13 protein-coding genes are annotated in these 13,741 nt (G+C 38.8%); 4 read left to right on the top strand and 9 right to left on the bottom strand.

The window, feature by feature from the left end; translation table 11 throughout:
- Positions 1-216 precede the first annotated feature (216 nt).
- From J9318_RS08340 to J9318_RS08325, 4 genes are all read left to right on the top strand, one after another.
- A complete protein-coding gene (locus J9318_RS08340) occupies positions 217-2,892 on the top strand; it encodes a M14 family metallopeptidase (protein ID WP_210559486.1) in 2,676 nt (891 codons plus the stop codon).
- A 61-nt stretch (positions 2,893-2,953) separates the two neighbouring features.
- Positions 2,954-3,169: an RNA-binding S4 domain-containing protein gene (locus J9318_RS08335; RefSeq protein ID WP_210559485.1), complete on the top strand. Its 216-nt coding sequence runs from the start codon at positions 2,954-2,956 to the stop codon at positions 3,167-3,169.
- A gap of 86 nt (positions 3,170-3,255) precedes the next feature.
- A complete protein-coding gene (locus J9318_RS08330) occupies positions 3,256-3,765 on the top strand; it encodes an LURP-one-related/scramblase family protein (protein ID WP_210559484.1) in 510 nt (169 codons plus the stop codon).
- A complete protein-coding gene (locus tag J9318_RS08325) occupies positions 3,734-4,699 on the top strand; it encodes a WYL domain-containing protein (protein WP_210559483.1) in 966 nt (321 codons plus the stop codon). Before J9318_RS08330 ends, J9318_RS08325 begins: the two co-directional genes overlap by 32 nt.
- 211 nt (positions 4,700-4,910) lie before the next feature.
- Here the strand turns inward: J9318_RS08325 and J9318_RS08320 are convergent, their stop codons facing one another.
- The 9 genes from J9318_RS08320 to cmk form a co-directional block, all read right to left on the bottom strand.
- Positions 4,911-6,617: a GGDEF domain-containing protein gene (locus J9318_RS08320; protein WP_210559482.1), complete on the bottom strand. Its 1,707-nt coding sequence runs from the start codon at positions 6,615-6,617 to the stop codon at positions 4,911-4,913.
- Entirely contained in the window at positions 6,610-8,115 is a 1,506-nt protein-coding gene (locus J9318_RS08315; protein WP_210559481.1) for a bifunctional metallophosphatase/5'-nucleotidase, read from the bottom strand. The genes J9318_RS08320 and J9318_RS08315 overlap by 8 nt, the downstream gene beginning before the upstream one ends.
- 17 nt (positions 8,116-8,132) lie before the next feature.
- Positions 8,133-8,696 (bottom strand): lipid-binding SYLF domain-containing protein, encoded by a 564-nt coding sequence (locus J9318_RS08310; protein WP_210559480.1) that lies wholly within the window; start codon positions 8,694-8,696, stop codon positions 8,133-8,135.
- Positions 8,697-8,778: 82 nt separating this feature from the next.
- A complete protein-coding gene (gene pyrF, locus J9318_RS08305) occupies positions 8,779-9,471 on the bottom strand; it encodes an orotidine-5'-phosphate decarboxylase (RefSeq protein WP_210559479.1) in 693 nt (230 codons plus the stop codon).
- A 12-nt stretch (positions 9,472-9,483) separates the two neighbouring features.
- The gene (locus J9318_RS08300; RefSeq protein ID WP_210559478.1) at positions 9,484-10,638 is read right to left on the bottom strand and encodes a hypothetical protein; all 1,155 of its coding nucleotides are present in this window, start codon (positions 10,636-10,638) and stop codon (positions 9,484-9,486) included.
- Positions 10,631-10,732: a hypothetical protein gene (locus J9318_RS14150; RefSeq protein ID WP_425314333.1), complete on the bottom strand. Its 102-nt coding sequence runs from the start codon at positions 10,730-10,732 to the stop codon at positions 10,631-10,633. Before J9318_RS14150 ends, J9318_RS08300 begins: the two co-directional genes overlap by 8 nt.
- A 174-nt stretch (positions 10,733-10,906) precedes the next feature.
- Positions 10,907-11,188 carry an integration host factor subunit beta gene (locus J9318_RS08290; protein ID WP_210559476.1) on the bottom strand — a complete coding sequence of 94 codons (282 nt, stop codon included), beginning with the start codon at positions 11,186-11,188 and terminating at the stop codon, positions 10,907-10,909.
- Between the two features lie 79 nt (positions 11,189-11,267).
- Positions 11,268-12,935, bottom strand: coding sequence for a 30S ribosomal protein S1 (gene rpsA, locus J9318_RS08285; protein ID WP_210559475.1), 1,668 nt, complete (start codon positions 12,933-12,935; stop codon positions 11,268-11,270).
- 90 nt (positions 12,936-13,025) lie between these two features.
- Entirely contained in the window at positions 13,026-13,706 is a 681-nt protein-coding gene (gene cmk / locus J9318_RS08280) for a (d)CMP kinase (protein ID WP_210559474.1), read from the bottom strand.
- Positions 13,707-13,741: the final 35 nt, after the last annotated feature.

The following is a 13,741-nucleotide window of genomic DNA, read 5'->3' as shown; positions in this document are numbered from 1 at the left end:
CCAAAAAATATGCGGAGACAACTGTCCCTGTTTAATAACTGTATGTAGTCTACCCAAATGTATCGACACTTATAAGCATCTCTTTAGATAAATTAAAAATAAAGGCATTTATCGGCGGATAACAGCATTTGGTAGTTTTATTAATATCAAATTGTTGCAAATCTGGTCAAATTTAATAATGTCCAACTTAACAAATAATTATAAAAAGGCAGAGTAATGTTTTTTAAAAGTTTTAAATTGACGTGTATTTTTACGTTAATAGCAAGTCCACTCATTAACGCTGAGCCCTTAGCGCCGATGTGGCCCAACACAGAATATAAAAAAGACATACCTACAGTAAAACAAGTACTCGGTTATTCTATTGGTCAACGTATTTCTTCGCATAGCGATATGTTACGTTATTTTGATGCTTTAGCTAACGCTACGCCTAACCGTATAAAAGTGCACCAATATGGCACTACGTGGGAAGGCCGTAAGTTAATTTACGCCGCAATCGGTAAGCCCGAGCACCTAGCCGACTTAGAACAATTTGCAAGTGATATGCAAAAGCTGTCCGATGGTCAAGCAAATAATTCATTAATAAAACAGACTCCAGGCTCCGTATGGCTAGGTTACTCCGTTCATGGTAATGAAATTAGTGGCACAGACTCAGCTATGATGACGGCATATCATTTATTGGCCGCAAAAAATGATGCAACAGTTAATAGTATCTTAGACAACACGCTTGTTTTTATCGATCCTCTGCAAAACCCCGACGGCAGAACCAGATTTACGAGCCGTTATTATGCGACGGTCGGTTTAGAGCATAGCTCTGATAGGTTGAGTGCTGAGCATAATGAACCTTGGCCAAGTGGTCGTTCTAATCATTATTTATTTGATATGAATAGAGATTGGTTAGCCATTACCCAACCGGAAACCAAAGGTCGAATAGCGATGATGAATAAATATCGTCCTTTAGTTGTAATCGATTTGCATGAAATGGGCGGTGATCAAAGTTATTACTTCGCGCCAGCGGCAAAACCAATTAATCCGCACATGACCAAAACACAAGTTAACAACATGGGTGAAATTGGTAAGAATATAGGACGCCATTTCGATCAAGAGGGGTTTGATTATTTCACTCGAGAGATTTTTGATGCGTTTTATCCCGGCTACGGCGACAGTTGGCCTACATTTTATGGGGCATCAGCGTCTACTTACGAAGTATCTTCCTCCCGTGGAGAGCTATTTAAAAAACGCGATGGTGAGATAATGACGTATCGCAACACAGTAAGAAGACATTTTGTTGCTTCCATTGCTACATTAGAAGGTGCTTCATTAAATCGCGAGAAACTACTTACAGATTATGTTGATTATCAAAAGTCTGCTATTGAACAAGGCAAAAAAGATAAAAAAGCGCGCTTTTATATTTTTTCCGAACAGAAAAACAGAAGCGGTTCTCATAAACTAGCTACGCTAATGGCAGAACATGATGTGCAGGTACAAGTCGCGTTAGATAACTTTGACGTTTGCGGTAAGTCTTTTCCGGCTGGAAGCTACTTTATTGATTCTGCACAACCGAAGGGGCGTTTTGTAAAAACAACGTTTGAGCAACAAGTAAATATGTCACCGGAATTTGTCGCCGAACAAGAACGGCTGCGTGCTAGAAAGTTGGATAACGAAATATATGATGTTACCGGTTGGTCTTTACCACTTATGTTTGGCGTTAATGTCGAGAAGTGTGGCAAAACTCCAAACGTTAAAACAACCTTGTTGGCAGAAGATGCACCGCTTGTCGCGAATATTACCAATCCAGATGGCAAAGTTGGCTTTATAGTTCCATGGGGCGACATGGCTGCAGGACGCTTTTTAACAGCAGCATTAAGAAAAGGGTTATCTATAAAATCGGCGGATCAAGCTTTTATATTGGAAAATGGTAAGACGTTTCCCGCTGGTTCTTTGATAATAGAACGTCGAAAGAATAATCAGGACTTGAACGACATAGTTGCAAAAATTGCTTCGGCGACAGGTGCAATTGTACATGGTGTTGATACAAGTTGGGTAACGAGTGGCCCTAGCTTTGGTAGTGGTAAAACACCGAAAATGGTTGCGCCAAACATTGCAATTGCCTGGGATTCGCCAGTTAGTTCATTAAGCACAGGTCACACACGGTTCGTTATTGAGCGCGAATTTAATTATCCTGTAACAGCAATCAGAACCAGTATGTTGTCTTGGGCAAATTTAGATAACTATCAAGTTTTAATTTTACCAAATGGTTATTACCATTCAGTGTTAGGGAAGGCTGGTGCTAATAATATTAAGCAATGGGTCAAACGCGGTGGTGTATTAATAACGTTATCTGGAGCAACAAGGTTTGCAGCTGATCCTGAAATTGGTTTGCTTGATGTGCAAAGGGAGCTGGCCGTAAAAGAATCTGAAAGCTTATATCCTGACGCAGATGATAAGCCAGATGCGATGGTAAATGGTGTGTTATTAACCAGTAAAAAAGAATTGATTGAATCGGCTGAGAATAATAAAGAATCACCTGACTTTGTAGCGGGTGTATTAGCCAATGTTGAGGTTGATCAAGAACACTGGTTAACGGCCGGTGTTAAATCAAATGTTGTTGGGTTAGCGTATGGCAATGATATTTTTACTCCGATCAAACTTGCATCAGGTAAAAATATAGCATGGTTCGCTGATGCAGATAACGTGCTTGCTAGCGGCTACTTATGGGCTGAAAATAAAAAGCAATTAGCGTATAAACCATTCCTTATACATCAACCAATGGGTAATGGTATGGTTATCGGATACACACAGGAGCCTACGTCGAGAGCCTACCTTGAAGGTTTAAATGTGTTGTTTTTAAATAGTATATTTAGATCGGCGGCTCACGCTAGACCGTTACGATAATAATAAAGTTTGTTGTAATAGTATGTATAATGCCGTTTCTTTTACTTAACCGGAATTTTCAATGAATAAAATATACATTAATGTGGCGCCAATAGAGTTAAATAAGCTTCTTAAATTTGAAAGCTTAGTAGCAAGTGGCGGTGAAGCTAAGATGGTGATTGAAAACGGTTTGGTAAAAGTAAACGGTAATGTGGAAACTCAAAAGCGTAAAAAGCTTAACATTGGCGATAACGTAGAATTTAACTCTGAGCACTATATTATTGCGTTAGCCGAATAATATTTTGATTGCGTGCAGTAAACGAAGTTTGTAAATTACAAACATAAAATGGAAATTTTGTAAAATAACCACTCAAGGATAGAAAGATGGGTAAAATATTAACGATACGTAACAAACTATTTAGCCTACGCGGTCAAATGGACATCAATGATGAGCATGAACAAAGCCTTTTTACTGCAAAAGGTGAATTCTCATTTTTTTTCTCACCGACGTGGCGTGTTTTCCGTGAAAACAATGAATTAGCAACAATAAAAAAGCGTCGCTTTTCAATTCGTTCTACTTATGATGTTACTTCTATTTTTGGCAGCTATTCTGTGAAACGTAAACTGTTGTCATGGACACGTCAATATTATGTGGTTGATGGAATGTATAATGGTGCAACAGCTAAAGGTAACTTTTTTGACCTCGCGTTTACCATTCAATTTGGTAAAACAGAGATAGCGACTGCAAACGAAAAACTTATTTCACTTCGCGATACACACGTCATCATAGTAAATCGTGATGAAGAGCCTGATGTATTGTTTACAAGTATACTTATGGTAATAATGCAGTTAGACAAGAGTGATGATAAAACATCCGGCGCATTGTCAGATTAATTCAATTATTCTAAACGAGAGTGAGTTTGTGTTTAAAGATAGCAATCCAAATACATTTAATGAAGCCTTGAGCAAATTAAGTCATGCTCAAAAGCAACGTTTAGCCTTTATAGATTTTTCTTTGTTTTTCAAAGGGCACTTATGTCGCAATGATTTGATACAACAATTTGAAGTCGGTCTATCTGCCGCGACGCGAGATTTTACGCTATATAAAGAATTTGGATCAAACAACCTGTACTATGACAACCAAGTTAAACGGTATTTTCAAGCTGATACGTTTAAACCGTTGTTTGAACATGATGCAAGGCGCACATTAATAAAATTAGCAAATCAAATATCAGATGGTTTTGACGCTATAAGCAATACGCCATTTCCCGTCGAGCAGCCGTCTTATTTGAACTTTCCAAATATCAATGTAATAGCTCGCCTTGTTCAAGCTATGTTAAACGGAAATGTGGTTAACATTATTTATACTTCTTTATCAAGTGGCTCAAACGCTAGAGATGTAGTTCCTCATTCGATAATAGACAATGGTTTACGCTGGCACGTACGAGCTTTTGATCGTAAGTCTCAAAGTTTTAGAGACTTTGTATTAACCAGAATCAGCAAGGTTTCTATTCGCTCGAATCAAACCATGCAGTCAGAACGGAAGGCTTCAGACATTCAATGGCAACAAATTTTAGACTTAGAGATTGTCCCGCACCCAAATAACGTTCAGCATACAACAGCTATTGAAATGGATTACGGCATGACAGATGGGCGACTAAACTTAAAGGTGAGGGCTGCCATGGCGGGCTATCTTCTTCGACGCTGGAATGTTGACTGTACCAATAACGCATCGCTGTCATCACCGGAGTACCAATTACATTTACATAACCGATCATCATTAAACGGTGTTGCGCAATTAGCGATAGCACCTGGGTATAGTAACTGAAGTACTGAAGTAGCGCCTAGCTGATATTTTCATGTATGTGAATGAAACAGAAGTTGTTGCCGATTAAATCCATTTGGTGAACGTAGCACACCATGTAGCACACCATTATGAGTTATTTATCCTATTTAACATAATATACATTATGCGCATATGCGTATTAAGGTAGCTAGATGAGTTTATAGTGCGTCACGCTCTAATCTAATACAAAACGTTAAACTCTTAAAAAACTGTCTACGTTAACTGTATATCTATTTCGGCCTTTGAGTTTTGATTGATATAAAGCCGAGTCCGCTTCTGTAATAAATTGCACTTCGGATACTAAGGTTTTTTCTTTAAACGCTTTTACAGCGATGCCAATGCTAATCGTTAAGCGATCGTCTATTTCACTGAACGAATGAGGTATTTGAGCATTGTATACAGCCTTGATTAGTTTTTTAGCCATTAGCGTTGCGCCTTGCTCGTCGGTCATAGGTAATATACAGGCAAATTCTTCACCACCGTACCTTGCTATAAAGTCTGTTTCTCTGGAAACTTCATTGGACAAAATCTGTGCAATTTGTTTTAGGCATTCGTCGCCTTTGGCATGTCCATAGTTATCGTTATATGGCTTAAAGAAATCAACATCTATTATTAGTAAAGATAACGTACAGTTATGCCGTTGTGCAGCATAAATTTCACTAGTAAGACGATCGTCAAATGCACGGCGATTACTTATTCCTGTCAATCCGTCTTGTGATGATAGCTCTTCAAGCGTTTGTTTTTGGAGCTCAACGGTGTTCGCAAATATATTGAATGTTTCAGCAATGTCAGAAATCTCGTCCGTGCCGTTATCAACGACATCTTCTGTACTGCCGTTTAAGCGTTTGTTCACGCTAACATTAAGTCTGATTAATCGAGCAACGACTTGCTTTTGTAAATAGTAAACAATAAAAATAAATATTATTAATGAGACTACAAAGGCAACAGTTACCAATGTCAATTGTGCAGAGATTGCTTCTGTTGCCGTTCTAGTATCTGTCATTACTCGAGTGTTAAGGTTAAACGATTGGTACTCGGCTTGATTGGCGTAATCTATGATTAAGTTTCTCATAAAATTGCCGCGACCAATACTTCGTCCTTCGATTCGTAATTGCTTGATTCTGGTTTGAACTAATCCGTCTGGCGCTAGCAAAACCTGGTTCAGTTTCATTATCAAGTTTCGATTTGATCCTTGATCTGTATTTTCTGAATTATTCAGAATGTTATCGATTTCGGCAAAATTATCTTTAAGTTCAGCTTCGAGTTGCCTTACTAGGTGAAGCCTGTCTACATAGGCTAGTTGACCACTGACCGCAAAAATATTAGCGATGTTAAAAGCAATGTTAGTTCTTGTATCATCTTGAAATTTAATAGATGGCATCTGATTAAATATTGAATATAACTGAGCCAGTTTTTCATCAAAGCTAGCCTTGTTCTCTAGTCGCTGCACGATTAAGTCATCTAGCTCTTCTAATTCAATAGTTAATGCCTTTAACTGAGTAGCAAGGTAGCTCTGGGCGTTATTATTAAGGCTTAAAGCTTTTAGCTTTAACAATTGCTCTTGAATTTGTGCAGTGGTAGCTCGTTTTGATGATTCCGAATTAACTTTAATTAATCGCTCGGTAAGAGAGATTAAGCTATTTACTTGGCTATAAGTCTGGCTTGTTTGTATTACCGAAGGAATTGATTCTTCAGTTATGTTTTTTAGTACATAACGAAACTCCGTTAAATGGACGAAGGTTAATAACGTTAGTCCAAGAAAAAGCGCAAAGAATATAGATAGCCCAGTCAGTAACGTCGCTTTTATTGATTTTCTTTTTCCGTTTGGGTGATAATTTAAGTCTGAGTTTACTATCTCAATAGAGTCAAAATCATTTTTACTTGCAATAGGATTAGTCACGAACCACCTCGTGTATACGCCCTTCTATTTCGGGTAGAACCCCCTCTTGCTTTCTCATGTGCAATATCAGAATTTGCGATAGCATAGGACTCACACGTGACCCGTTGGTAATTTTATTGGCGCTAATAAACGCTTCATATCCGTCGCCACCGTTTGCAAGATAGTTTGTTGTACCTATTGAGTACGTTTTATTCACATCTAAAAGCTTTCCAGCAACAGTAACTTTCTTAATTCTGCTGCCAATAGGTTTAGTTCTATCAAACACAAAGGACATACCAGAAACTTGAGGGAATCGGCCTTTCACGTCAACAATTTTGGAAACGCCATTTTCCAAAACATCCTGGATTTGCTGACCAGTAGCCTCGATAATAACGAGTTGACTACGAAATGGCAGTTCAGTCACTATGTCTCTCATCGTCCAAGTAGTATTCGCTTTATACTGACGATCGCCCCGGATGACCCCGCTATTAATTATTGCAATATCAGTATTTAAGTACAATCTAATCGCATCTGTGGTCATATTGCCAAACACGGTCTCGCCTGTTCGTATTGACAGTTTACGAGTGTCGACTGCTTTGTCAAAAGTCGCTACATCTATATTAAGTAAACGGTTTAAGCGGTTTATATACGAATCTGACTGGTTTGAAATATCATCATCTATTGGAAAGTTATTTAAAAATAAGGTACTAAATTCGGTTGTTACCTTTGCATTTGAATTGATCGTTAAGTTCACTAAAAGCAATTCACCCGGTGATTTTAGGTAGAAATGATTAGGGTGATTTATCAGCTCATAGTTGTTGGTTTGGGCATAAGCTTTGTCAGTCATAAAGGCGATGTCGATAACTTCTTCGTTCATTAACATTTCGACTGTTGGTGTAGGAACGGAATACAAAAGTACAACAGCGTCCGCACCATTTGCCTTTAATTTTTTTGCTTCAGATTCAATTGCCTCTTTAACTGGCAATATAGTAAGCCTTTTTAACAGATATTCTTCGATAACCGAGTTATTAACGATGGATAACACCCCTATTGAAACGTTTCCCTTTTTAATAATGGATGAGCGCTGAATTCCGTCTAGGTTTTCTTTAGTTGCTGGATCAAGTAGGTTTGTGCCAATAATTGGAAATGCAGCTTCGTATGCCCGTTGTGAAAGCTCATCTTCTGAGTAACTAAATTCTCGCTTCGTCACACCCATAGCATCAGGTTCCAAACTATTAAGAATGTCAATAATATGGGATCCTTTATCAAATGAAGACATTGGGCTGGGACCAATTGAGCCACCACCAAATAGAAAAAATGAAGGGCCTTGCTTAGAACGAACTAAATTCAAAAAAGAGGATAACCTGCGATAATCGCCGTGGAGTTTATTTTCTATAAGCGGCATATCACCGGTAAAAACGATATTCGCTTTTTTAATATTAAGTGGTTGTGCTAAAAGTTGCGGATTAAAGAGGATAGAAAAACCAACAGCCGCAATAATATGTAATAATTTTCTCATATCCTCTCAATTTATGATTAATTAAGTTCTTTGTCTACCCAAAACTTTGTTCCTTTAACCATAGCCTGTAGAGCTAAGCCATTTTCGGTAAATGTGTAGACGGTAACGTCACCATAATATGCCTCGCCTTCGACCGAACCACCTTTACCACTTGCCTTTGCAGACGCATCAGCGTTGCCACCAAAAGTCCAGCCGTTAGTAACAAAATCGTTAATAGCGTCAGCAGAATGGAAAACCATTACTATTCGATAGTCTTTAACACCAAAGCCAAGGCCAACGCCACCTTCAGCCATGTTCATATATGTGGTTTTGCCCGTAACTTTATCATTTACTAATCCGTAGCCAGTACCGGCTGCAAAAAATAATAGGTTGATATTGGCATTACTAAACACCGCATAACCCGGTGCTGTGCCGAGTTGTGCACGAGTATCAGGTTTTGTACGATATAACTCAGAAAGTACTTCACGTTCCATGTCTAAAAGTATTTGTCTTTTATCGTCAACGGAGCCTTCACCCATAGAGGCGCAACCACCAATTGCTAAGCTCACTAATAAAAATGTCAAAAATAATATGTTTTTCATCATTTATCCTTTTAGATATTTATGCTCTTTAACAACTATATACCTAAAAAACAAAAAAGCTTGGTATAAACCAAGCTTAAATTTAAATGCTGTTATATATACGCTTCATTGTTTCGATGGGTTCTATAGATTTAGTAATAGCGCGTCCTATAACTAAATAGTCGGCTCCTGCAGCAACAGCACTCTTAGGTGTCATTATACGCTTTTGGTCGTCAGTGGACGCTTCTTCTGTGCGAATACCAGGCGTTACAAGTTTAAAGTTGCTGCCAAACTTCTGTTTTAGCATTTTTGCCTCTTGCGCTGAGCACACTACGCCATCTAGCCCAGCGTTAAAGGCTAATTCTGCCAGAAATTCAACTTGCTGTTCAGGGGTTTTATCGATGCCTAAATCTGTTAAGTCTTCTTGACCCATGCTTGTTAAAACTGTAACAGCGATTAACAGTGGTGCTTTTTCACCATAAGGCTCCAATATTTCTTTTGCTGCCTTCATCATTTTAGTGCCACCGGAAGCATGGACGTTAACCATCCAAACGCCCAGGTCCGCAGCTGCTTTAACTGCTTTTGCGACTGTGTTAGGAATATCATGAAATTTCAAATCTAAAAATACCTGAAAACCACGGTTGTGAAGTTCAGTTACAAACCCTGGCCCGAAATGCGTGAACATTTCTTTTCCTACTTTTAATCTGCATAAGTTTGGATCTAGGCGTGAAACCAGATCTAATGCGTCTGATTGTTTATCAAAGTCTAATGCTACTACTATTTTGTTATCCAACACTGTCTCCAATTTTTATATCCCATCTAAACCTGTTAGCGGTTTAATTGATTGCCAATTATTACAAGCAGGACACCGCCAGCTGAAGTTATTTGTTGAAAAGCCGCATGACTTACATTCATAGTTTGGCTTTAATTCAATATATCGCTTAATCAACTGCTGAAGTTGCTTATAATGCTCATCTGACATAAACAATTCTTTTTCAAGTTCAATTAGCTTGCCAAACCCTCTAACGCTCGGAATATATTGAAGTTGTTCAATTACATATTGGCGAGCGGCTTCAACGCCCTTTTCTTTTGCTATAAAATCGGCCATTTGATTATGCGCATTAACACTATTTATCTTTTTTTCTTTTATTAACCAGTATAACCACGCTGCTTGCTCAAATTCATTTACAAAACATTCAGGTGCAATGTCAAATAAAGCCGGAGCGAAGCTAGGCTCTTTATCTAGTACTTGAACTATTAATTCTCTCGACTGCTGCTTGTTATTCAATAACAAATATAGTTTAGCCATTGAAACTAAACTTCGGATACAGTTGGAATTGACTTTAATTGCTCGCTTATACAACTGTTTTTTTGATTTTATATTGTCTGATTGATCTGCCAATTCACAGTAAAAATGACTGACCATTTGTCGACTATTATCCGATAACATACTTGGTTTTGTATTTAAGTATGCTTCAATGCCCTGCTTCCACTCTCGTGTTTGCTCGTAAATATGAAGGATCATAAGCAAGGCTTCATTGGCATGTTCGGAAGATAACAAAGGGAGTAAAGTTTCTAGTGAATGCTCAAGCATGCCAGCAGAAGTGAAATCTTGCGCTAGTTCAAGTTTAATTATCTCAAGCTCATAACTAGGAATCTGTATCTGATCGGTTTGGACGAGGCCTTGATGAATAGAGATAGCCTTATCTATTTCACCTTTTTTTCTGAATAGCTTTGCTAGCGTTAGGTAATTTTCAATATTTGCAGGTGTGTCGTCTAAATATTGAATGAGGCGATCGAAAGCCTGTTCTTCTTTATTATTCAATAGCAAAGAAACGCTGGAGTTTAATGCTTTGTTTAATGACTTTTGTTGCTGAAGCATTTCTTTCTTAGCATTGTGTTTTCCCATTACCCAACCATAGGCTACTGCAATAGGTAAAAGTAAGAACAGTAATTCAAGCATTTGCTTTTTTTACCACCTTACGAATAACGAAACTAAGAAGTGTCAACAAAATACCAAAAAGCACCGAAGATGCTAATACTATTGATAATGGCAAAGTTAGTTTGACAAATAGCAGGTTGATATCAACCAAGTGACTATTTTCACTTCCCAACGCCAAAGCAATTAATATAGCAACGATAAAAAATAGAAACGAAATCAATCTCAAAAGCCTACCCCTTACATTAGGGGTATAAGGCTATTGTATGTTATTCAAGTAGTCAATTAACGATTACTTAAAATCCACTCTTTCTCGTAATTCTTTACCCGGTTTAAAGTGAGGTACGTATTTGGCATCTAATTGCACTGACTCACCTGATTTTGGGTTACGCCCTACTCTTGGAGCACGGTAATGTAATGAGAAACTACCAAAGCCACGTATTTCTATACGATCACCACTAGACAAACACTCTGCCATATTGTCAATAATGCTCTTTACAGCCGTTTCTACGTCTTTTAGAGGAAGTTGAGGGTGTTGTTCTGCTAATTTTTCTATTAATTCTGACTTAGTCATCTATTTCACCTAAAATTGAGATAAAAATAAGGGAGCAGTTAAGCTCCCTTATAGTTATAGCTCATTTAAATTCAAAAGCTTAGTCTTTTTGTGCATTTTTAAATGCAGCAGCCATCGCGTTTTCGAATTCAGGAGTTTGATTTTGAAGATTATCAAGTACTTGCTTCTCTTCAGCTTCGTGTATCGCTTTGATTGATAAGCTGATTACACGGTTCTTACGGTCAACGCCAACAAACTTAGCTTCAACTTCAGAACCAGCTGTTAATACAGAAGATGCATCTTCAACGCGCTCTGCTGAAATTTCAGAAACACGGATATAACCTTCTACGTCAGTACCTAGCTCAACAGTTGCTCCTTTAGCGTCAACGTCTTTGATAAGACCTTTAACTAAAGAACCTTTCTTGTTCGCTTCTAAGTATTCAGAGAACGGATCAGAATCCATTTGCTTAACACCTAGAGAGATACGCTCACGCTCAGGGTCTACTTGTAGAACAACAGCTTCGATTTCGTCGCCTTTCTTGAATTCACGAACTGCATCTTCACCAGAAGCATTCCAAGAAATGTCAGATAAGTGAACAAGACCGTCGATGCCACCGTCAAGACCGATGAAGATACCAAAGTCAGTGATTGATTTGATGTTACCTGAAACGCGGTCACCTTTGTTGTGTGACTTAGCGAATACTTCCCATGGGTTGTCTTTACATTGCTTAAGACCAAGAGAAATACGACGACGTTCTTCATCAATTTCAAGAACTAGTACTTCAACTTCGTCACCTAAGCTAACAACTTTAGATGGGTGGATGTTTTTGTTTGTCCAATCCATTTCTGAAACGTGAACAAGACCTTCAATGCCGTCTTCGATTTCAACGAAACAACCGTAGTCTGTAAGGTTAGTAACACGACCTTTAAGACGTGAAGACTCTGGGTAACGAGCAGCAATGTCGCCCCAAGGATCTGAACCAAGTTGCTTAAGACCAAGAGATACACGATTTTTCTCTTTGTCAAACTTAAGAACTTTAACATCGATTTCGTCGCCAACTGCAACGATTTCACTTGGGTGCTTAACGCGTTTCCAAGCCATGTCTGTGATGTGAAGTAGACCGTCAAGACCACCTAAGTCTACGAATGCACCGTAGTCTGTAAGGTTTTTAACGATACCTTTAACTTCTGAACCTTCTTCAAGGTTAGCAAGTAATTGTTCGCGTTCTGCTGAGTTTTCAGTCTCGATTACCGCACGACGAGAAACAACAACGTTATTGCGTTTCTGGTCTAACTTAATTACTTTAAATTCTAACTCTTTGCCTTCTAAGTGAGAAGTATCACGAATAGGACGTACGTCTACAAGAGAGCCAGGTAGGAATGCACGGATGCCTTCAACTTCAACAGTGAAACCACCTTTAACTTTACCAGAGATAAGACCTGTAACGATCTCTTCTTCTTCGCAAGCTTTTTCAAGACGAACCCAAGCTTCGTAACGCTTAGCTTTTTCACGAGAAAGAATAGTCTCACCGAAACCGTCTTCGATTGAGTCTAAAGCTACGTCTACTTGGTCACCAACGCTAACTTCTAATTCACCAGCGTGGTTTTTAAATTGTGATGCAGGGATCGCTGATTCTGACTTAAGGCCAGCGTCAACTAATACAAGGTCACGTTCGATAGATACGATAGTACCTTTAACGATTGAACCAGGGCGTGTTTCGATAGTTTGAAGGCTTTCTTCAAATAATTGTGCAAAATTTTCTGTCATGAGTTTTCTTCATTAGTTCCAGTGCGGCGTTCCTGCGACAAAGGGGTTGATTTTTAACTTGTTACATCCATGCTAACAAGGCTGTCTAAATTAAATTTCGAACTTTTTTTCAATTACTTGAATAAGTTGTTCGTATACTTCTTGTGGCGATAAAGAAGTCGAGTCAATGCATATTGCATCTTCTGCAGGCACCATAGGCGCTACACTTCTGTTCATGTCTCGTTCATCACGAGCCTTGATATCGCTCAAAAGGTCGCCGATTTTAACATCGTGGCCTTTTTCTTTCAACTCTTTAAATCTTCTGTCTGCACGCTCTTCTGCGCTCGCGGTCAAAAACACTTTTACTTCAGCTTCTGGAAATACAACGGTACCCATATCACGTCCATCCGCAATCAAGCCTGGCAATTGTTTAAAAGCTCGTTGGCGTCTTAATAAAGCCTCTCTTACTCTTGGTAAAGCAGCAATTTGAGATGCAACGCCGCCTACTTCTTCGTTTCTGATGGACAGAGTAACCTCTTCGCCCTCGAGAATTATTTTCGAGGTGTTTTCTGCCGAGAGGAATTGAACATCTAGGTGTGCTGCTAAAGGAATTAAACTTTCTTCGTCAGAAGGATCGACTTGGTGGTGTATTGAAGCTAAGGCTAATACTCTATAAATGGCGCCACTATCTAAGATTTCCCACCCTAGTGTAGAGGCCAATAGACGACATACAGTGCCTTTCCCTGCGCCGCTTGGTCCATCTATAGTGATGACCGGTACTGATTCTTGCATAAATACTCCACTCGCTGAAATTGCGGGCGGTATTA

It is taken from the genome of Psychrosphaera aestuarii (assembly GCF_017948405.1).
In the GTDB taxonomy this organism is placed as follows: Bacteria; Pseudomonadota; Gammaproteobacteria; order Enterobacterales; family Alteromonadaceae; genus Psychrosphaera; species Psychrosphaera aestuarii.
Note: the sequence above shows the minus strand (reverse complement) of the source record. Positions and strands in the feature narration are given on the sequence as shown.

Bases quoted from the DNA above. Each gene is read 5' to 3' on its own strand.
- J9318_RS08340 (WP_210559486.1), top strand. From the start codon at position 217: ATGTTTTTTAAAAGTTTTAAATTGACGTGTATTTTTACGTTAATAGCA.
- J9318_RS08335 (WP_210559485.1), top strand. From the start codon at position 2,954: ATGAATAAAATATACATTAATGTGGCGCCAATAGAGTTAAATAAGCTT.
- J9318_RS08330 (WP_210559484.1), top strand. From the start codon at position 3,256: ATGGGTAAAATATTAACGATACGTAACAAACTATTTAGCCTACGCGGT.
- J9318_RS08325 (WP_210559483.1), top strand. From the start codon at position 3,734: ATGATAAAACATCCGGCGCATTGTCAGATTAATTCAATTATTCTAAAC.
- J9318_RS08315 (WP_210559481.1), bottom strand. From the start codon at position 8,115: ATGAGAAAATTATTACATATTATTGCGGCTGTTGGTTTTTCTATCCTC.
- J9318_RS08310 (WP_210559480.1), bottom strand. From the start codon at position 8,696: ATGAAAAACATATTATTTTTGACATTTTTATTAGTGAGCTTAGCAATT.
- J9318_RS08300 (WP_210559478.1), bottom strand. From the start codon at position 10,638: ATGCTTGAATTACTGTTCTTACTTTTACCTATTGCAGTAGCCTATGGT.
- J9318_RS08290 (WP_210559476.1), bottom strand. From the start codon at position 11,188: ATGACTAAGTCAGAATTAATAGAAAAATTAGCAGAACAACACCCTCAA.
- rpsA (WP_210559475.1), bottom strand. From the start codon at position 12,935: ATGACAGAAAATTTTGCACAATTATTTGAAGAAAGCCTTCAAACTATC.
- cmk (WP_210559474.1), bottom strand. From the start codon at position 13,706: ATGCAAGAATCAGTACCGGTCATCACTATAGATGGACCAAGCGGCGCA.